Origin of the sequence: Nostoc sp., from assembly GCF_036917535.1 — a bacterium.
GTDB lineage: Bacteria > Cyanobacteriota > Cyanobacteriia > Cyanobacteriales > Nostocaceae > Nostoc.
Map to the genome: position 1 here is coordinate 1 of NZ_JBALDA010000020.1, position 21,699 is coordinate 21,699.

The 21,699-nt window shown below is 40.7% G+C and carries 14 protein-coding genes and 1 pseudogene; 6 read left to right on the forward strand and 9 right to left on the reverse strand.

Features of this window, described 5'->3' with window-relative positions; translation table 11 throughout:
- On the forward strand, window positions 1–236 hold a 236-nt coding region (locus V7K56_RS07690; RefSeq protein WP_334909157.1), incomplete at its 5' end, for a hypothetical protein.
- A 244-nt stretch (window positions 237–480) separates the two neighbouring features.
- On the opposite strand, the gene V7K56_RS07695 is transcribed toward V7K56_RS07690, so the two are convergent.
- From V7K56_RS07695 to V7K56_RS07720, 6 genes are all read right to left on the reverse strand, one after another.
- Window positions 481–1,614 carry a peptidoglycan-binding protein gene (locus tag V7K56_RS07695; RefSeq protein WP_334909159.1) on the reverse strand — a complete coding sequence of 378 codons (1,134 nt, stop codon included), beginning with the start codon at window positions 1,612–1,614 and terminating at the stop codon, window positions 481–483.
- Between the two features lie 357 nt (window positions 1,615–1,971).
- The gene (locus V7K56_RS07700) at window positions 1,972–3,039 is read right to left on the reverse strand and encodes a DMT family transporter (protein ID WP_334909161.1); all 1,068 of its coding nucleotides are present in this window, start codon (window positions 3,037–3,039) and stop codon (window positions 1,972–1,974) included.
- A gap of 274 nt (window positions 3,040–3,313) precedes the next feature.
- Window positions 3,314–4,435, reverse strand: coding sequence for an ABC transporter permease (locus V7K56_RS07705; RefSeq protein WP_334909163.1), 1,122 nt, complete (start codon window positions 4,433–4,435; stop codon window positions 3,314–3,316).
- 39 nt (window positions 4,436–4,474) lie between these two features.
- Window positions 4,475–5,581 (reverse strand): ABC transporter permease, encoded by a 1,107-nt coding sequence (locus V7K56_RS07710; protein ID WP_334909165.1) that lies wholly within the window; start codon window positions 5,579–5,581, stop codon window positions 4,475–4,477.
- A gap of 107 nt (window positions 5,582–5,688) precedes the next feature.
- Entirely contained in the window at window positions 5,689–7,653 is a 1,965-nt protein-coding gene (locus V7K56_RS07715; RefSeq protein ID WP_334909167.1) for an ATP-binding cassette domain-containing protein, read from the reverse strand.
- A 6-nt stretch (window positions 7,654–7,659) separates the two neighbouring features.
- Entirely contained in the window at window positions 7,660–9,081 is a 1,422-nt protein-coding gene (locus V7K56_RS07720) for an HlyD family secretion protein (RefSeq protein WP_334909169.1), read from the reverse strand.
- Between the two features lie 123 nt (window positions 9,082–9,204).
- Between V7K56_RS07720 and V7K56_RS07725 the strand changes: the two genes are divergently transcribed.
- On the forward strand, window positions 9,205–9,846 hold the full coding sequence (locus V7K56_RS07725; RefSeq protein ID WP_334909171.1) for a TetR/AcrR family transcriptional regulator: 642 nt from the start codon (window positions 9,205–9,207) through the stop codon (window positions 9,844–9,846).
- Between the two features lie 47 nt (window positions 9,847–9,893).
- Window positions 9,894–10,115, forward strand: a pseudogene (locus V7K56_RS07730) (cytochrome P450); the annotation flags it as partial.
- Window positions 10,116–10,194: 79 nt separating this feature from the next.
- On the opposite strand, the gene V7K56_RS07735 reads toward V7K56_RS07730, so the two are convergent.
- Both V7K56_RS07735 and V7K56_RS07740 read right to left on the reverse strand, forming a co-directional pair.
- The gene (locus V7K56_RS07735) at window positions 10,195–11,199 is read right to left on the reverse strand and encodes a peptidoglycan-binding protein (protein ID WP_334909173.1); all 1,005 of its coding nucleotides are present in this window, start codon (window positions 11,197–11,199) and stop codon (window positions 10,195–10,197) included.
- Window positions 11,189–11,689, reverse strand: coding sequence for a hypothetical protein (locus tag V7K56_RS07740; RefSeq protein WP_334909175.1), 501 nt, complete (start codon window positions 11,687–11,689; stop codon window positions 11,189–11,191). The genes V7K56_RS07735 and V7K56_RS07740 overlap by 11 nt, the downstream gene beginning before the upstream one ends.
- 435 nt (window positions 11,690–12,124) lie before the next feature.
- On the opposite strand from V7K56_RS07740, the gene V7K56_RS07745 reads away from it, so the two are divergent.
- The 3 genes from V7K56_RS07745 (at window position 12,125) to V7K56_RS07755 (ending at window position 19,751) form a co-directional block, all read left to right on the forward strand.
- On the forward strand, window positions 12,125–13,543 hold the full coding sequence (locus V7K56_RS07745) for a hypothetical protein (protein ID WP_334909177.1): 1,419 nt from the start codon (window positions 12,125–12,127) through the stop codon (window positions 13,541–13,543).
- A 73-nt stretch (window positions 13,544–13,616) separates the two neighbouring features.
- Complete coding sequence (locus V7K56_RS07750) at window positions 13,617–14,657, forward strand: DUF1822 family protein (protein ID WP_334909179.1); 1,041 nt, start codon at window positions 13,617–13,619, stop codon at window positions 14,655–14,657.
- 441 nt (window positions 14,658–15,098) lie between these two features.
- Window positions 15,099–19,751: an nSTAND1 domain-containing NTPase gene (locus tag V7K56_RS07755; RefSeq protein ID WP_334909181.1), complete on the forward strand. Its 4,653-nt coding sequence runs from the start codon at window positions 15,099–15,101 to the stop codon at window positions 19,749–19,751.
- A 53-nt stretch (window positions 19,752–19,804) separates the two neighbouring features.
- Here V7K56_RS07755 and V7K56_RS07760 read toward each other — a convergent pair whose 3' ends face one another.
- On the reverse strand, window positions 19,805–21,682 hold the full coding sequence (locus tag V7K56_RS07760; RefSeq protein ID WP_334909183.1) for an alpha-amylase family glycosyl hydrolase: 1,878 nt from the start codon (window positions 21,680–21,682) through the stop codon (window positions 19,805–19,807).
- Window positions 21,683–21,699: the final 17 nt, after the last annotated feature.

The following is a 21,699-nucleotide window of genomic DNA, read 5'->3' on the forward strand; positions in this document are numbered from 1 at the left end:
GGATTATGGAACTTCTACTTGATGGCTGCTTAAGAAAATCCCAATTACAAGACCAGCATTGCCTCACTTATCTTTTATTTCCCGACAACTCTAATCAACGATTTATCTATGACAATATTACAGGTGGACTGTATTTTGACCAAGATGGCAGTGCGGGTGCATTTACTCAGGTAAAATTTGCACAATTATCTGCTGGATTGTCATTGACCAAAAACAATTTTGTGGTTGTTGTTTAATCATAATTGGCGTTTTAATATTAGTTCATACAACCAAGACTTCATGTGGAATTATTCAACCTACAACTTGAACCCAACTTTTTATCCTAAATTGCTTTCTCTCATGAGAGTGATGGAAGCTTTTTACGAACGTCCTCGCTTGCGTTATGGATGGAAGAAACAAGTCAAATCCTCTTCCCTACTGCCTCCTGCCTTGTTTCTTAGGAGAGCTAAGTCTTTAGCCACACACGATATGACTCCTACTCTATTGTTGTAAATCATTATCAGAATCTTCCTGTAGATTCTGTTGTTCCGGCAAGCCACGTATTCGATTCATCTGAGTTAAAGCATATCGTGCTGTTGCTTGCACATCGGCATCTGGGTCTTCTAGCGCATGGCTCAACATCTGACTCATTTGACCCATCATGTCATAAACGCGCGTCAAGTCACGGATCGCATTTTGCCGCACTTGTGGACTTTCATTTTGGATGGAAATTGCTAAAGCACGGTTCATCGGTTTGAGTGTGCGGATGCTAATTTCTGACAAAGCTGCTAAAATTAAGCTGCTTTCTTGAGAATCAGCATCAATTATCAGGTCAACCAAATGCTGAATTGCCCGCGAATCTCCCTGCTGACCCAAATCCCAAATAGCTTTGCGCCGCTTCGTTGGGTCAGAACTGCGTAAATCTTGAATTAATTCGTCAACGATATTGAGTTTAGCAAGACGAGAAGTTTTTTCTGGTAGCAGTAATTGTGGAGGAAGTGGTGGTGTAGTTGTTTGTAAACTAGTGACAGTCTCCAGTAAAGGTGGTGTAATTGGGTCTTTGTTAGCTTCACTTAAACTTTTAGGCTCCGATATTTCGGACTTTTGCACTTGCTTTATCTTCTGAAACCACCTCAGCAGATAAATAAGTGCGCCAGTACATCCTAAAACTCCAATGGCAAATGTTAACCACCAGACAAAACCTCTCTCGGATGGTTTGGGTTTTGTAGAAGTTGGAGCAGTAGAGGTAACTATTGGAGAGGTGACAAACTGCTTTTTAGCTGCCAAAGCTGCTTGCAGTTTCTCCTGAGTTGCCGGCCCAGCAATCCCATCTACTTCTAAACCCTTTACTTTCTGGAATTTAGATACAGCGATTTGCGTACTGGCGTTATACTGTCCATCTATTACACCACTGTAGTATCCCAACTGCTTTAATTGGGTTTGTAGTCTCTGCACATCTGATTTTCGACTACCATATCTCAAAACAGCCGGACTAGCAGTAACTGTCGAACTAGCTTGTGCAAGTTCTAAAATTTTAGGTGCTAGGTTAGGAGTGACTGCGCTTGAGCAATTTGGGTAAAAACCCACGCCAGAAAAACAGGTAAATATCAGAATTGAGGAACGGCATAACCTCATATTGCAAGTTTCAGCCTGAACGTGCTTTTCAAATCTTCGATACCACAATAGCTTCTAGACGACCAAATGTTAACTGTCATTTTTTATTGGGAATTGCGAATGAGAATGGGGTATTGGGAAAAAGGAGGCAGGAGGCAGAATTTCTTTAATTTTTAATTTTTAATTAATTTCTCCCTCATGCTTTACTTAGAGCTAATTTGTAAACTAAAGTAAAGTAATTGTCTAGTAAGGGTTTCAGGAATTTCAGTCAATAAAGCACTTATTTGCTGAAACTCAGACCTAGTAATTAGTTGAGTACCCTTAAGATTTTCTTTACGAATCAGCTCTTAATTACTAATTAAGAATTATTTTAACAAGTTAGGGTAATATTTCTGGTTCAGATTCTCTAACTGCTAGGCTTATGGGGTTCAATTTTTTAGCAGATGCTTCTGAAACTGGTTGTTGTATATTAGCTAGTTCGCCGACAGTAACTGTGTCGTTTTGTCTTGCTAAAGTATCACGTTGGTTAATCAGATAGATGCTGATTAAAGTAAGAAATACTCCTACCCACTGCAACGGACTGAGGACTTCTGAGAGGAAAAGATTGCCGAATAGTAGCGCAAAGACGGGTGTCAGGAAGGTGAGAGAACTGAGACTCGTGAGACTGCCACTAGAGGCAAAGTAGAAGAATAACCCATAAGCGATCGCACTGCCAAATACGGTAGCATAACCCAAAGCCATGAAATCAGATCCTCCCAGATTCTCCCACTGCTGGGATTCAACAACTGATGAAATTCCCCATAGTGGCAATCCGCCTAAAATCATGTGCCATCCTGTAGCACTTACAGGGTCAGCATGTCGGCAGACAAACCGAATCAATACTGTTCCCACTGCCATTGATAGTGCTGCTAACAGCATTAACCACTCGCCACTAGCAAACAAATCTTGCCAGTTGCCGATTGTCATATTTGTGCCTGAGTCGAGAAAATGTAAAATCCACTCATCAGGTAAGCCAATTAAACTAATGCCTGTGATTCCCAAGCCTAGCCCCAGCCATCCCCAAAAACCAATGTGTTCTTGGAATAGCCACAATGACAGCAAGGCAACAGCCAAGGGTTGCGAGTCAATCATCACAGACCCCAAACCTGCACTAGTTCTGACTAATCCCTCTGCCAAAAAGCCTTGAAACAGTGTCCCATCTACTAGGGCAAATAAGCCAATCCACAGCCATGCAGCCCAACCCTTCGGCTGGGGTTTACCTATGAATGCTGCTGCAATTAGAATTAACATCCCTGCTGGTATCAGACGCACACCTGCCATGAATAGTGGTGTGGTATGAGGTATCACTCCTTTCATGGCTACCATTGCCGTCCCCCATAGGAAAAAGGGGGCAATTAACAACAGGGGGGCGAAGGGAAGTCGAGATGCACTGAGTTTCAGTTGCATGAGTTTGCTGATGCCTTTGTTTAACAAGCACAAAAATTGCTTTACCCAATTTTACCGAATTATGTAGTTTTGCGATCGCATAGCGTCTTCGAGACGGTGAAACTCTCCAGCCTGAGTACACGGCTAGGGGCACAGCCACTCACGTAGTATAATCAAATTCTCTTTCCTTCTGCCTTGTCTAGGACACGGTGCGCGATCTGCCTCCTGCCTTGTTTCTTGAGAGAGCTTTATCCACGAGAGTGACAGTATCAAAGCAATTTTAAGGACATGTCTTTTAGCTTAACTGATTGCGAAACTTACTAACACTAATAGTTAATAACACAACAGCAAAGGCGACTAAAGCCAAAACATTCATCCACAGTACATCTAAGCCAACACCTTTGAGCAAAATACCTCGAATGATCGCAATGTAATGGCGCAGGGGATTGAGTAGGGATAAAATTTGAAACAAAGGTGGCATGGCTTCAATGGGTGCGATCGCTCCAGAAGTTTGGATCATTGGTAAATTAATAAAGAAAGCTGTCAAAACTACCTGTTGTTGCGAACTATTCACAGTAGCCAACATAATACCCAAGCTAATCCCGACAAATACATATATACTTGATAGGGCGAAAAATAGCAGGAAATTGCCTCGAAATGGTACATGAAATATTACTGTTGCTAAAGTGATAGCTAATAAAACATCTCCCGTTAATAAAAATGCTAAAGGGACGATTTTTGATAATAATATTTGCCAGTTAGCAGCTGGAGTCATTAATAATTGTTCTAAAGTTCCGGTATCTTTTTCCCGAACAACTGTAATTGCTGATACTAATGTGCCAATTAATGTTAAAACTAAACCCATAACTCCTGGGACAAAAAACCAACTACTTGTCAGTCCTGGATTGTAAAGAAATACAACCTCAGGTGAGACTGGGGGACTTACTTGACCTTGGGTTAATTGTAAATTATATTGCTGGATAATTTGATTCATATAATTTACTGCAATCCCGGCTGTATTAGCATTTACTGCATCAATAAATACTTGAATTTCTGCTGATTTTTGTGCAAGTTGACGGGGAAAATTAGGAGGAATTATTACCCCAACATCTAGCTTTCCTTCTTCTACCTGACGACTTAATGCTTTTTCATTGCTTGGTACAGATTCTAAGGTAAAAATTCGATTTGATGTCATGGCTGAAACTAACTCCCGACTAGCGCTGACGTTAGCATAGTCAATGACACCTAATCGTAAGTTATGAACATCGGGATTGAGGATGAAGCCATACAGCAATAATTGGACTGTTGGCGGGACAACTAAGAGAACAATTAATTGCTTATTGCGGAGAATTTGATTAATTTCTTTCCGCATTAACGCCCAAAATGGATTATCAAATAATTGCTGAATAAGTTTCATAAAGTTACTTTTTATCAAACCACAGAAAAGACAGAGAGATTAATTTGGTAATTGCATTCGGCTTAAAACTCGGCGTGATACGTTGAAAAAGATTAATCCCAAAGCTGCAAGCATGAGTAAATCAAACCAAACTCCGCCAAATCCTGTACCACGCACGAAGGCATCACGAGTGATATCGATGTAATAACGTGCTGGAATTATGTTAGGTAGTAATGATAAGGGGAAAGGAATATTGTTCAGGGGATAGATAAAACCTGAAAGTAAGAAGGATGTGATAAAGCCCACGAGAGAAACGCCTTGTACGGCAGCATTTTGGTTACTACTACGGACTCCTAAAAGTAATCCGAAAAAAATGCTATCTGTTAGAAATAGTAAAGTGCCAATTACTAATATTATAGGGTTGCCAACTATGCCTAATTGGAAAATAATCGAGCCTAATACCATCACTACTAATGTTTCGAGGATAGCAATTAATAGATATGCTAATCCTTTACCAAGTAATAGTTCAGTGGCGTTAATACTAGAAGCGTAGACTTGTAAAATTGTCCCTTTTTCTTTTTCCCGTACCATTGCAATCGCACAGAGCAATGAAGGAAAAATCCATAGTACAACTCCGTAAGTTCCTGGCACAATATATAGCGATTCTAATCTCCCAGGATTAAACCATAGACGCATTCGTGCTGTAATACTACTAGTAGCAGGTAGCAGTCCATGCTCTTGCATAAAAAAGTTTGTCACTCTTTGAATACTATTTCTAATTACTCGGGCATTATTAACGTCAGTGGCATCGATTAGTACTTGCACATTTGTACTTCTACCTGCTTGAATATCACGGTTAAATTCCGGCGGAATAATTACTGCGGCTTTGGCGATTCCCTTATCTATAGCATCGCGAGTGGGATTGCCACCAGACCATTGTTTAGGTACAAATTGATTGGTGGCATATAGTCTTTCAATATAGCTATTACTTAGGTTTGTGCGGTTAAAGTCTTGTACAATTAAAGGAATATCTTTACTTTCTAATCTAATGGCAAAGCCAAAGATTAATAAGGTAATGAATGGCAATAAAAATGCTAGTGCCAACGTCAGGCGATCGCGGCGAAATTGAGCTATTTCTTTGACACATTGAGCAAAAATTCGTTTCATATATATTAAGTATGGCTTTGCCTAAACTCGTAGCGTTTTTCAACGCAAAAAAGCGCAGAGTCATGCGAATTTTTTTGGAGTAGAATTCTCTATCGGATACTCTTTTTCTATTCTTGCGATCGCTGTACTATACCAATAAAGGCATCTTCTAAAGAAAAAGGAATCGGACGTAAAGAATTGATGGTAATTTGATTAGCTTTTAAAAGTTGAGTTAGTTGATTTATTTCTTGTTCGGGATGATCAAGAACAACGTGTAAACTATTAGCGAAAATCGAGATGCGCCAAGACTCGAAGTGTTGTTTTAGGATTTTAGAAGCTACTTGGTTTTGATTGACAATAATTTCTATTAATTGTCCCGGTTGTGAGGCTTTGACAGAACTGGGTGAACCTTCGGCGACGGTTTCTCCTGCAACCATAAAACTCATGCGGTTGCACTGTTCAGCTTCTTCTAGATAGTGCGTTGTCACTAAAATGGCTGTACCGTTGCGGGCAAAATCATTAATCAGCTTCCAAAACTGGCGACGCGCCAACGGATCTACTCCCGATGTTGGTTCGTCTAAAAATAAAATATCTGGTTCGTGCATCACGCAAGCACCGAAGGCAACTCGCTGTTTCCAACCACCTGGTAGCTGCCCAGTAATCATATTTGCTTGTCCTTCTAAGCCACAAGTAGCAATTACCCAATCAATTTTTTCCCGTCGAAGTTTGCGAGGTACACCGTAAACTCCGCTATAAAATTCGAGATTTTGCAAAATAGTTAAATCGTCGTAAAGAGTGAATTTTTGACTCATATAACCAATGCGTCGCCGTAAGTCTGCACTACGTAGATTTCCTGTTTCACCACCCAAGGAAATTTCACCGCCGCTTGCTTCTAGTAATCCACACAGCATCTTAATGGTAGTGGTTTTTCCAGCACCATTAGCACCTAACAACCCAAAGATTTCCCCATAGCGGACTTCGACATTGACATCTTTAACGGCTTGGAACTTGCCAAAAACACGGCTGAGATTGTGAGCGTATATAGCTAAAGCATTTGTTCCCTTGTCCCTAATTTCCAGTCCTCTTTTGCGATAACGGGGAAATGGGAAAAATTGCGGTGCAGAACCTTGTTGTCGCAGGCGCGTGACAAAAACGTTTTCTAATGTGGGTTCGCCATGTTCAATACTGGGAGAAGGTAACTTATGTTGTTGCAGTAGTTCGCGGACTTGGGTTTCGCCAGAATTTATATCTTTAACGAGGACATCCAAGCGATCGCCAAAAGTTTGCACATCTACTATATTTGTTTGAGTAGTCTGGGAGAGTATTTCTTCTGTCGCTTCTAGGTTGGCTGTTCGCACTTCTAAGCGATGCAAGCCTAAATTAGCCCGTAAGTCTGCGGGTGTACCAATTTCATGAATTTGCCCACTGTACATCAAAGCCACGCGGTGACAGCGTTCAGCTTCGTCTAAATATGGTGTAGCAACTACAATTGTCATTCCCTCGGCTGATAATTCTCCTAGCACATCCCAAAACTCTCGCCGGGAAACTGGATCGACACCCGTGGTAGGTTCATCTAATAACAATACTTCTGGTTGCGAAACCAAAGCACAACACAGCGCCAGTTTTTGTTTCATTCCACCAGAAAGTTGTCCCACTAAGCGATCGCCAAATCGCTCTAAATTCATTAATTTTAAATATTTATTGCGGCGTTCCTTTAATAAATCATCTGCTACTTGCCGTAATCCTGCTGCATAACGCAAGTTTTCATCAATACTCAAATCCAAATACAGGGAAAACTGTTGAGTGAGATAACCTGTTATTAATCGGGCATCTCGTGCAGGTTGATTAAATATTTGTACCTCCCCTGCGGTTGTTTCCATCACACCGCCCAAAATGTGAAATGTGCTAGTTTTCCCCGCACCATCAGGGCCAATTAATCCAAACATTTCACCTTTGTGAATACTCAAATCAATTCCTCGCACAGCGGCTAAGTTTCCATAGTGCTTGTGCAAATTGCGAACTTCAATTGCTGTAGTTGGCAAACTAGATGATGGGGGTAAGTTTGGAGAGAAAGTAGTAATTTGTTGTTTCATTCCCTTCTACCTCCTGCCTCCTGCCAACGCTCGCGGACTCGCTACCGCTGCGCTATCCTGCCCCCTACCCCCTGCCTTCAAATTAATTTCAGCATCTGCTGGCATCCCCATTTTGGCACAAGGTAAATCTGATTCACTATAAGGTTTTTCGGGGTTAAAGCAGCTATCAGGGTTTTGAACTTTGATCCGAATTCCTACTACTTGTCTGACTCGATCTTTTTGAAAGTAAATATTTTCTGGTGTAAATGAAGCTTGTGGATCGATGGCAATTACTTTACCTTCTAATGGTTTCTCTGGTGCAGAATCAATGAAGATTTTTGTTGTTTGTCCTAGACGTACTCTGCCAATATCGCCTTCGGGAATAAAACCTCTAAAATAGACTGTTTTCGGGTCAACAATTGTCAAAATATTAGTCTGATTGCTAACTATTGCACCTGGTTCTACACTCCGGGCTGTCACTACTCCATCTAAGGGACTAACTACATTTAAATCTTTTTTGGAGTCTGCAATCTGGGTGAGAATTTGCTGATTTGATGCTTGGGCATCTTTCACTTTGGCACGCGCAGAGTTGACTCTCGCCTGTGCAGATTTAAGTTGAGCATCACTTTGCTGCTGCTTTCTGACTAATGCTGTCAACTGGGCGTTGCGAATATCAGGATTGAAACCTGTAGTTTTGGCTTGAGTTAACGCCCCTGACACCGCACTTAACTGTTGGCGTTCGGCATTAACTGCTGCAACTCGTGCTTCTAGGGTTGCTATTGCTGTATCTAAAGTGGTTTGGGCTTGATCGAATTGTTGTTGATTGACCGCTCCTTCTTTTACCAATTGAGCATAGCGATCGCGGTTGATTTTTGCTAAATTAACTTCCGCTGCTGCCTGTTTAACTTGGGCTTGTGCTTGCACGAGTGTGGCTCTGCCTGCGGCGACATTTGCTTGTGCCTGCTCAATTCTTCCTTGGGTATCTCCTTGAGACTGCCGTAAATTCAGTTTGGCTTCGTTAATTTGGCTGTTAATTTCTTGAATTTCTCTGGTAACTCGCTCTACATCTGAAATTGCTTGCTGTTCATCATACCTAGCAGATGTTACTCTCGCTTGTGTACCAAGTAGTTGTTGTTGCAGCAATTGATCGTCTGTGTTGTCTAACTTAATTAACTGTTGCCCTTTTTTAACTGCTGCCCCTTCGCGCACGGCAATTGTCTCAATTCTTCCAGAACGCTTGATGCCAATCTCGGTTTCATAACCCTCAATCCGTCCACTAACTTGCAGTACATTTGCTGATACTTGCGGTTGAGAGCGCCACACCGCGTAGCCAATGCCACCCGCCACCAACAGCACCCCAATCGCTAAAAGGATCGGTTTTTTGCGGCTTTGCTGCTTCGATACTGCATCTTTGAGATTTTCCGGGGATGTTGAGATAGTCTGAGTCATGGTAGCACCCTGGATTGTGAAAAATATTTTGTCTAAGAGAATTGAAAATTCTGAATTATGTGTCAATATACTAGACTGTCTAGTATGATAATACAAGATCATACGTCAAAAAATTTACTCTTCATGCCGATAAACCCTACTTTCCAACTAGAAAATCCTTTACCTGCGATCGCTCCCAAGCAAGAGCAAATCTTGCAAGGAGCTATACAGGTATTTTTAAAGGAGGGTTACGCTAGAACAAGTATGGATCGTGTCAGCGCAGCAGCTGGAGTATCTAAGCAAACAATATACAGTCACTTTCAAGATAAAGAAGGGCTGTTTAAAGCGTTGATAGAACGATTGACGCTCGCTTGTTTTCAAAGTATTTTTTGCACAGAAAAATTACAGGGTGAACCAGCGATTTTTTTGCGTCAAATTGCTGAAATTTATTTAACCAAAGTCGCTGATAATCCTGATTATTTAGCATTGTTGCGTTTGATTATCACCGAGTCACAAAGCTTTCCAGAACTAGCCAAACTTTATACCCAAACCGTTGTGCTACGCGGTCGGCAAATGCTGAGTCAGTATTTCGCATCTCATCCAGAATTAGGAATCACCGACCCAGAAGCAATGGCTCATATTTTTTTTGGTTCTTTGGTATCCTACGTGATTGTACAAGAAATATTGTATGGAAAGGAACTTACATTTTTATCACGCGATCGCTTGCTAGATAACTTAATAAATGCGGTCATCAGCCAGTCCCTAAATACGGTTACTCAGGCATAATAGGTGTATTTGTTTGAGATTATAAAGTGGAATCACAGGTAAATATTATGCTTAGTCAATTACCGAATTGCATTCCTAGCCCTTCGTGGCGGCAACTGATCGGATGGATTGCCGATCCGATTGGATTTCAGCAAAAGTTTAGTCAAGAGTATGGAGATATTTTTTCCATGCAACTGAGTGGACTCGGTTCTTATGTAATTCTTAGCCATCCCCAAGCCATTCAAGAAATTTTCAGTCAAGATTCTAAATTTGATATTGGTCGTGCGAATAAACATCGCTAAAAGTAAATAGCCCACAGATTATAAATCTGGGGCTATAAAAACAAAGCTGTGATTAGCAGGTTTGGGATTAACTTATCCTGATAAATCCTGCTACAGTTGCCATATCTCTTGTGAAGTTACCGCTTTTGTTAGCCTTGTTACCCTCGGAGGTTTGAATCACAGGGCTTCCAGGTGTGTAGCCTCTGACGATACCAATATGATTGAGTATGGAATCGGCATTCCAGTCAAACACTAGGATATCTCCTCGCTTGGGAGTGACACTTCCTTTTAGATTCCAGTAGCCCTTCTTTTTCGCCCAGTATTTCCAGGATTCGACTAAAGCCATACTCGCCCAAAATCCTTCAGGAATATCTGGAATCTCTGCACCAACATTTCGGCAACAATAAGTCACAAAGGCAGCACACCAGTCGTAAAATACTGGAGAGCTACCGATCTGACCTAATCTCAACATAGGCTCGCGGAAGAGTTTTAAATACTTCTCGGCTTCACTATTTACTCCATTCCAACTTAGATTTTTAGCAGCTTCATCTTCAGCAAAGGCAGCAAGTTTACCCAGAAATCCTTGTTCTGGAATAGAATCAGACTCACCACCAAGCTCTTTCCAAGCCTGAGGACCAACTTCTCCATCTACTGTAATATCTGCTTTCTTCTGAAATGCTCTGACAGCAGCTTCAGTATCAGGGCCAAATTCACCGTCCACTTTTCCGGCATTAAATCCTTTAGCATTTAGTACTCTCTGAAGTGCTTTAACATCCTCTCCTATGACTCCTGTATAAAGAATGCGGGTAAGTTTCGGCAGTGTAAATTCAGATGGTTCCCCACCAATTGGTACAGGCGTTTCACCAGCATAGATCAAATTCCATGCCTCACCCTGCTCGCCTGAGTTAGGAAGTCGCCAAATTGACGAACCCAGAAAACGATTCAAGTAAGATTGCAGTTCTTTTCTTGAAGCTGGCTGTTTTGCATCACTTTCAGAACTGAAGATGGGCAGAATAGGTTTTTTTAAACCCATCTGTTCATAAGCTTTGAGACAGTCTTGAACTTCTTCCTCATTGGTAGGTTTACTTTTCAAAATAAATCTGTGGCAAAGCTAAGTCACAATGCTCATCTAAAATCTGCCAAGGAACATGAGGATGAAATTGAGGATGACCGAAACTTGTATATCCGAGTGTTCCTTCTTTAACTAAAGGACGCAGAGCCACAAGAAGTTTTTCTACATATACGTGAGTGCTTTTATCTTCAACTTCTGCTTCCAAATCAAGGACATATCCATCAATTCCACAATCAAGAGCTTGTTTGACTTTTTCTATTTGCTCTGCAATATCTGAAGTTCCGTAGTGATATCCCCATCCATAAACTTCGATACCACGAGATTTAAATTTCTCAATGATATCTTGAGAACATTGCCAGTTCCAGAATGTGGGTTGAGGTTTACCCTGAAAGTGACCATCAAAAACCTTGAGGTAAACACGCTTAACTTGTTGTTTAACTAGCTTATCTAGATAGTCACTGCGAATTTTTGACAGTTCCCAAATCCAAACTCCGTTAGAGTGACCAGTCATATTAATTCTCTTCCTCTGATTGATTAAATTATTGAAAGCAAATCTTTTGCTACAGTTTATTTGCTCTGCTTATGTTTTCTGAATAACTGTAAGTCAAATCAACTTATGCACTTTTTAAAATTGCAATGACCAAAAATCAGAGGGTAGAAAGTAAGATTGGATATCAAGTATTGGGAAAAGGGTAACTTTGGGGTGTGGGGAATTAATTTCGATATTGCTCTGTTTGACGCACTCTTATTTCAATTGTCTTAAACACTACACCCAACACCCTACCCCCAACACCCTGCCCAAACTAGGTTTCACGTTTTTAAGCGTGACATTCTCCCCAGTCTCCATACTTCACTGCCTGAGAACTGCATAAGTTCAAAACGCTGGCATTTATTGAATAATGCAACTAGATAAGAATGTTAGTTGATCCCAAGCAGCGCATTATATATGAATGCTTCATTAAGATACTGGACAATTTGGCGAATTGATCTCGCCAATGAAAGGGTTGGATACAAACAGTTTTTAGTTCCTCTGGCACAGGAATTTCATGAGCAACAAGTTTCCAATTGGCAAAATGGTGACGTGCAAGCTGCTTTACTATCCTATTTTCATGGCAATAATGCGACTGTTGATGCCATAATTCGCGCTCAGGCTGGGCTTTGCTTACGGTGCTATGTTTCTTACCCTATTCTCAAAGCCTGTCAAAAAATAGACAGTCTTTTCAATGGTGAAAAATCTTTTACATACAAAGATTTACTGAGGTGTGTTCTCGATGATGATGGGAAGAAGTTAGTTATCTTAGATAGCGATCGCAAAACTCAACTCATCTTGAATGATGATGGTCGGCTTAATCCCACAGCTTATAAATTCTTTACGGTTGAGGTCTTGCAAAAATTTAAGCATGACTCCCAATCTAGTATGAGCCTAGATAATTGGGCATACCTTCAAACTAAACAAAATCCAGAAATTAGAAAGTTTTTATCAGAATTTGGTTTTCAGCATCTTAGCGACTGGGCATTATTGAACAGAGTTCGACCTAAACAACTAGAAACTTTATCACAGCGAGCGCGCCAATTAGTAGAAGTCTTTCATGCTGTCTATCGTCGAGATAGACGACAGCAACGACAGGCAGAAGCTAGAAGATGTCCAGATCCCTCAATCGCTCAGTTGCAAGAAATGCTTACCTACTTGCAAGCGCGAGATATTATAAATACTGCTGATGAGTTAAAAAAAGAACTCCACCAAATAGCAACGCAACTCAGACAGTATGACATTTGGAGTTATAGAGAACCCCTAGAAATTCAAAATCCTGATAATGGAAACTATACGCTGAGAACAGATTTACCTACTATTTCATTAGATGAATCAGATGTAGAACAGCAGGAAATTTTGGAGTTTTTACATACACAACTCAGGTTAGCGTTGACTGGTGCGATCGAGCAAGAAATTAGTAATTGCATTACCAAATTAGAAAATAGCACAAGGTACGCTCCTCTCGCTCACAAATATATTCCTGGCTTGCAACTATATTACTGTCAAGGCAAAACTTTAAAAGAAGTTGTGCCACTGTTAGGAATGACAAGCTGGGATCAAGCTAGACGAGTATTGAATCCGGGAGAACTTCTCAGCAAGATACGTACTCTGACAGTAAGAGAACTTATCAGTAGTATTTTAAAAACAGCTCAAGAAAAAGATTTAATCAATCTTTCCCCTGAACCGAATTATCTCAAAAATTTGGCTGAGCAAATAGAAAATTTTGCCGATGCAGAAGTATTCCAAGAGGCAGGAGAAGAAATCAGGACGGGGAAAAATCGTTCTCTGGACAGCTTTTATGCTCAGCAACTTCGGAGCTATTTGGAAAAATAATCAGTAACCAGCCAGAAAGAGTTATTTTCCACAGCACAGATATGTAATTAAATAAATACAGAGGAGACAATTGATGATTAATATTCCTACTAATTCAACTAATTTGAGACTTGTTTTATCAGAAGTAATTTGGCTGGAAGCAGAACATTTGGATTGGGCTAGACATATTAGTCAGCAAGTAATTGGTGAACTGCATCAGTGGCAAACATACCTGAATGCACTAGCACTACTTGGATTTGAACAATGGTTAAGAGAACATATCCCAGAAATAGGAAATCGAGATTTCAATCTAATTGAACCTGTTGCTAATCTAAAATTAGGTGAGTTTAAATTTAGTTTAATTGCCACCGAACATCTGCTTGATGAAGTCGTCAATATACCTCAAAATACTATAGATAAGCCAGAATTAGCAACTCACTTTTACGTAGTACTTGAGGTATTAGAAGAGCAGGAAGAAGTTGTGATCAGAGGCTTTCTCCGTTATGACGAACTGATTGATTATCGAGGTAGCAATTTACAACTAAGCAATGGTTGTTACCAGTTACCACTGTCAGAATTTGATTTAGAGCCGAATCACCTTTTATTCTACTGTCGCTTTTTAGAGCCGGATATTATTTCTCTACCTGTAGTTAAAACTGAAAGTGGGGCAGAAAATTTATTGGGATATGTGAACGAAACTAGAACCAAGTTGAGCCAATGGTTACAAGGAATCTTTGATGAAAGTTGGCAAGCTATTGACTCGCTGATAAACCCAAACACCAATTTAGCTGTGAGTATTAGAAATACTAATGAAGTCATAAAGAGAGGTAAACAAATTGACTTAGGGATGCAACTTGGTAGTCAAAACGTAGTTTTATTGGTAAACATCACGGCAGAAAGTGAGGAAAAATTACATGTTTTAATACAGTTACATCCAACGGGTAAGCAAAAGTTTCTGCTACCCAATCTTAAGTTGACTTTACTGTCAAAAGCGGGGAAAATACTCTGTGAAGTTATATCTAGAAGTCAAGATAGCTACATTCAACTAAATCCTTTTAAAGGTGAATGCGGAAAAATTTTTAGTGTTGAGGTGAGTTTAGAAAATATCAGGCTCAGAGAAAATTTTGAACTGTAATCACAAGTAGATATATAGTATGTGAATTTGTCTATTATACTTGACAAATTATAGTATTTTCCGGTTGAAGGCAATAGACGCAATATAATTGCTAGCAATTATATTGCAATAATCATTATTATTAAATAAATTTTGATTGCATATTAAAACTACTAGAAATAAGTTTGCCTGTATTCCAATTAAGAACGCAGACTTTGTTATTTGGCAAACATTTTAGCTCTGAGCGCCAGACTTTTTCCATTGAACTAATTCTCGTGACAAAGAAAAATCAAAAAATATTGATAAATAAGGGTTATAGGATAGTTATAGTAAATATAAGACAAATAAATAAAGTCAAGCTCAGAAAAAAGTATTATTTTTGCAACAAAATCTTGTAAAAATATGCGAAAATCTATAAATTCAGCTCAGAGATAATATTATACTTACCAACTACACTTTATAATGAGCAAGACAGTTGTCATAAATCTGGGAAATGGCGACTTGCACAATGGATTTCCTAGCGTTACGGTGCAAATTCGTTCAGCCGATAATCTTCCCCCAGAGCAATTTATTGGTAGCTTGCCGGCATCTCCAGACTTGGTTGAACTATATAGAAACTGGCGGTCAAATTATCAGGCTCTGTGTACTCGTCAATCACTGCGTTCTCAAGGGGTGGAGGAAGATGACAAACTGGAAATAGAAGCAGGAGCTATCACTAACGTTTCTTTGCTCGATTTTGATGAGTTCTGCCAAAAGTTACAAGAGAACATTAATAGTTGGCTGAAATCTGGGGAGTTTTTGACAATTGAGCGGCAATTGCGATCGCAACTAGACCAAGCAGCAGAAATTCGAGTAATTTTAGAAACCAACGATTACAACCTGCGTCGCTTACCCTTGCATCGTTGGGATTTTTTTAAGGATTATCCCAAAGCCGAACTGGCTCTCTCGAGACTAGAGTCTCAACGGCGAGAATCTTTACAGCCAATATTCACCAGAAATCAAGTCAGAATCTTAGCGATTTTGGGGAATAGCCAAGGCATTGATTTGCAGATAGAAGCAAGTTTTCTCAAAAGCTTAGAAGACATTGCAGAAGTTGTTTCTCTAAACAATCCCTCGCGTCAAGAATTCAACGCGCAGCTTTGGGACTCTACAGGCTGGGATATTCTATTTTTTGCAGGTCATAGTCAAACTGAAGGTGACACAGGTAGAATTTACATCAATGAAAATCAGATAAATAATAGTCTGACAATAGAACAGTTAGAAGAAGCTTTGATTGCCGCGATTGAAAAAGGTTTAAAGCTAGCAATTTTCAACTCCTGTGATGGACTGGGATTGGCAAATGCTTTGGGGATATTGCATATTCCCCAGATAATTGTCATGCGGGAGCCAGTGCCAAATTATGTAGCAGAGGTATTTTTTCAAAATTTTCTCCAGGCTTTCGCGATTGAACGCAAGCCTCTATATCTAGCTGTTCAGCAAGCACGCAGGCAGTTACAAGGTTTGGAGGATGATTTTCCCGGTGCTTCTTGGTTGCCTGTGCTTTGTCAAAATCCAGCATTAGAACCATCAACTTGGGTGCAACTGGGCGGAATTCCCCCTTGTCCCTATCGCGGTTTATTTGCCTTCCAAGAAGAAGATGCACACTTATTTTTTGGCAGAGAAGAATTCACAGCTAATTTAGTCAAGGCAGTGAAAAGCGAGCGGTTTGTAGCTGTAGTCGGAGCTAGTGGCAGCGGGAAATCTAGTTTAGTATTTGCTGGGTTGATCCCCAAGTTGCGGCAAAACACAGATGGACTATGGCAAATCATTGCTTTTCGTCCTGGAAAAAACCCGTTTGAAGCCTTAGCAGCTGCATTAGTGAATTTAGCCCAGCTTTTTCCTGCTGTCTGCCTAGAAAAAATCTTAGGGTTGCCAGAAGATAGTACCAATACTCGCTTACTAGAACTAGATTTAGCGATCTTTTTACAACAAAACCACCAATCATTACACATCATTCTAGAAAAGTTTGTTCAGCATCAATTTGGCACTCGTGTATTTCTCATCGCAGATCAGTTTGAAGAAGTTTATACCCTTTGTCCAGAAGCCCAACGTCAGCCTTTCTTAGACTTATTACTCAATGCTTATAGTTTCACTCCTGCCTTCACTATCGTATTAACACTGCGGGCTGACTTTTACAGCTATGCCTTATCTTACCGTCCCTTTAGTGATGCATTGCAAGGAGCAGTCTACAACCTAGGCCCGATGAATAGAGAAGAATTACGTCGGGTAATTGAACAGCCTGCGAAACAAACGGAGGTAGGATTAGAAACCGGATTAACCAATCAATTAATCGACGAGATAGATAAACAGCCAGGGCGTTTACCTTTACTTGAGTTTGCTCTGACACAATTATGGTCAAAGCAGCAAAATCGGCTCTTAACTCATCAAGCTTATGAAGAAATTGGTGGCGTAGAAGAAGCCTTGGCTAACCATGCAGAAGCTGTGTATGCCCAGTTGCCAGAAGCAGACAGGCAAAGAGCGCAACAAATATTTATTCAGTTGGTACGTTTAGGAGATCAAACAGAGGCTACCCGACGGTTGGCAACTCGTGAAGAAATCAGGTCAGAAAACTGGGATTTAGTCACACACCTCGCTTCTTCGCGTTTAGTAGTCACCAACCGTAATGAGTCCACAGCCGAAGAAACAGTAGAAATTGTCCATGAAGCGTTAATTAGAAGTTGGGGAAGACTGGAACATTGGCTGCTGGTGGATGGTGACTTTCTACGCTGGCGAGAACAATTACGTTTAGCGATCCGGCAATGGGAAAATAGCGGACACGATCGAGGCGCGTTATTACGAGGTAAGCCCTTGATAGATGCCCAAGAATGGCAAGTCCAACGTTGGCAAGAACTCAGCATCAACGAAATCCAGTTCATTGAGCAGAGTTGGGCACACAGAGAACTTGAGTTCAAACAGCAACAGCGCCGACGTAAACTAACGATCTTATCCCTAGCCATTGGCTTAGTCTTAGCTCCCAGTCTAGTTGGCTTTGCTTGGTGGCAAGGGCAAAAGGCTCGGTGGCAAGGGCAAAAGGCACAGATTAGCGAAATTAAACAAATTAGGTCATCAGCCGAAATCTTACTTAATGTAAATCCAGAGTTGGATGGATTAATTACCAGTATTAGAGCTGGTAGCCGTATCAAAGGTACTGTAGGGATTGATGCCAACACGCGCACTCAAGTTACGGAAACTTTAGTACAAGCTATCAACTTTGTCAGAGAGAAAAATCGTTTAGCAGAACATGATGGAATAGTAGAGAGTGTAAGTTTTAGCCCAGATGGTAAGTTCATTGCCACAGCCAGCAGAGATAGAACTGTCAAAATTTGGAGTCTCGATGGCAAGAAACAGTTGGTAGAACTGCAAGAAAATCAAGGAGAAGGTTTTAATAGCGTCGCCTTCAGCCCCGATGGTAAACTCATGGCTACCGGCAGCTGGGACAAAACGGCGAAAATCTGGAGTCGAGGCGGCAAACTCCTGTACACTCTTGAGGGACATAAAGCAGCAGTTTTGGAAGTAGCCTTTAGTCCTGATAGTCAGCTACTTGCCACTGCTAGTTGGGACAAGACAGTTAAAATCTGGAGTCGAGACGGGAAATTACTGCACACCCTCAAAGGGCATCAGGATAAGGTCAATAGCGTCACCTTTAGCCCTGACGGTAAGCTAATTGCCACTGTTAGTTGGGATAAAACTATGAAACTTTGGAATCTTGATGGCAAAAAATTGCGAACCTTTACCGGACATCAAGATACAATTTGGAGCGTCAGTTTTAGTCCAGATGGAAAACAAATTGCCACCGCCAGTGGCGATAGAACTGTCAAAATTTGGAATTTGGAAGGTAAACAACTGCAAACCCTCAGAGGTCATCAAAATGGGGTGAACAGTGTCACATTCAGTCCTGACGGTAAACTAATTGCTACAGCTAGTGGTGACAAAACTGTCAAACTTTGGAACCGCAACGGTCAAATACTAGAAACATTTTACGGACACACTGATGCAATTAATAATGTCGCCTTTAGTCCTGACGGCACATCCATCGCTACAGCTAGTAATGACAAAACAGCTAAAATCTGGAAACTTAACAGTCCTTACAGCACTATTGTCCGAGGTCATGAAGATGAAGTCTTTGACCTAGCGTTTAGTCCAGATGGTAAGTTAATTGCTACAGCTAGTTGGGATCAAACCGCCAAACTTTGGAGTATTACAGAGGATAAACTTCAAGAACTGCAAACCTTCAAGGGGCATCAAGGTAGGGTAAATAAGCTGAGTTTCAGCCCCGATGGTCAGTTAATTGCGACAACAAGTTGGGATAAAACTGCCAAACTCTGGAATCGAGACGGGACATTACGTAAAACTCTCACAGGTCATAAAGATACAGTCTGGAGTGTAAGTTTCAGCCCAGATGGTCAGTTAATTGCTACGGCTAGTGAAGATAAAACTGTCAAAATCTGGAATCGAGACGGGACATTACGTAAAACTCTCACAGGTCATAATAGTGTAGTCAACAGCGCCGTATTCAGCCCAGATAGTAAACTAATTGCTACAGCTGGTTGGGACAAAACAGTGAAAATTTGGAGTATAGATGGCAAAGAACTAAAAACCTTAGAGGGACATAAAAGTGGTATCAACAATGTTACCTTCAGCCCGGATGGTAAGCTGATTGCTACTGCTAGTTGGGATAATACTGCAAAAATCTGGAGCATTGAGGGTAAAGAACTGCATACCCTGCAAGGACATAACAATGTGGTTCACAATGTTACCTTCAGCCCAGATGGTAAGCTGATTGCCACTGCCAGTGGAGACAATACTGTAAAAATCTGGAGCATTGACGGTCAAGAACTGCGTACCCTGCGAGGCTATAAAGATGCAGTTTGGAGTGTGCGCTTTAGTCCTGATGGCAAGACTCTAGCTAGTAGCAGTAAATATGACATTGTGATTTGGCATTTATATTTAGATGATTTAGATAGCTTACTTGTACGTGGTTGTGATTGGGCGCGAGATTATTTACAGAATAATCCCAGTGTCAAACCTGATGAAAAAAGTTTATGCGATGGGCTACGCCCGATCGCTCAACAATGATGAAGTAACATATTTGAAACTCTTAATTCGTGGGAGTCTCAAATATGTTATTTCTATTTCACCAGAATTTGTACTTCCATCGGGTGGAGAGTTACCTTCATCACCCGTATTGGCCCATCACTTTTTTGATCATTAGCTTCTGTGATGTTAACACCTTGTTTTTCTTCCACTGTTTCCGGCTCGGTGCTGTTATCACTTTTATTGCTAAATAAAACCTTGAAAGTCGGGTTTTCCGAATTGAGGTGGTAATCAACAATTACATAGATAGACCGAGTAGTTTCTGTATCGGTATTTGCTACCACAACCACTTCTTGGTCATTCAAGATGCGTGAGAACGCCACTACACCAGAATTAAAGGGCGAAATGCCATAATTAATGCGATCGCCTGATATAGGACGGAAATACTGCCGTCCGTAACGCATTGCCGGATGGCTTTTGCGGTATTCAGATAGTTTTTTAATTGCTTGATAGAAGGGGTGGTCACGGTTAAAGCCACCTTCTGGCTTACCCCATAAAGCTTGACGGACTACGAGATCGCCAAAATCGGTACCCTCTGGAACACTACCATTAAGTCCCTGTTCTGTGCCGTAGTATATGCAAGGTATCCCTTGTAAAGCAAACAAACAAGTAATAGCTAAAGTTACTTGGTCATCAAACTTGTGAGGATTGTCAGGGTTACTGTGGTAAAAGCGACTCTTTAAATCATGATTATCAACGAATGTCACCAAAAATTTGCTTGCTTCCCCATGAGAACAGATAATATTCCGAAGACTTTCCTTGCGCCTTTCATACACATCAGCTAGTGCTTTTGGCGGTTGTAATCCTTTCAACACACTACGAAGTTTGAAGAATACAGGAAAATCAAGCGCCGCATCAATACCCAATAAATCATCTGGTTCCGTTACATTGCGGCCAATAAAGCGGCTAATTTTCTCCTCTGTATTGTTTTCGTTAGCCCATATCTCACCAAAGGTAAAGAAATTTTGCTTACCAATACTTAAAGCAAATTCGCACATTGCATTACCAAAAACTCTGGCGAACTCTGGTTCAATAAACCTTAAGGTATCAATGCGAAATCCGTCGATATCGAACTTGGCTATTAAATATTGATGAATACGGATTAAGATATTACGTACTTCTGGAATATCAGTAACTAGCTCCCGCAAGTCGCTAAAATCGCCCCCTTCTTCAGTGTCATCTCTGGTTCCTCTTCTACGAAAAGACTCATTCTTGCAAAGTTCTCTAGGCCATACTACGGCATCCGGATGAAGGTCAGGATCTTGAGCGACAGGTGCATTTTCCCATTGCAATTGCGGCTGACCATATTTGTCATGCCAGCGAATTTGATATGGATCATCAACGAAGCCAGGCCCTTTAGGTTCTGTATAAATTTTTCCATTAATAAAATAACTGAAAACATTGCCAACATGGTTCAGCACAATATCAAAAATTACATAAATTCCGTGTGCATGAGCCTCATCAATTAATGCTTGTAATTCTGCTTCTGGGTTATCTTTATTGGTAGCAAATCGTGGATCAATTTGTAAAAAATCTTGAATCGCGTAGCCGTGGTAGCTACGTTTATACTGGCAATTTTTCAAACCAGGAGTGAGCCATATTGCTCCCACCCCTAAATCCTTTAAATATTGTAATTGCTGACGAATACCTTCAAAAGTACCACCTTGGAAAACCAAACCTTCTTCACCTAAAACATTCCATGCTTTTGTAGGCGCACCAGATGGATTATTAAAGCGGTCTACCATAATAAAATAAATCCATAAATCACGCCAATCTGACGGTGATGGAAAAGGAGAAAGAATTTCTTTAACTTCATCCCCAACTTGGACACGTTTCGTTGTGTTGTTCAGAGCGTTATTTTTAGCCTGATTGAAAGTATTATCAACTTCTTCTGAGTAAATTGATCTAACCATTCTCTCTCCTTAGCTAT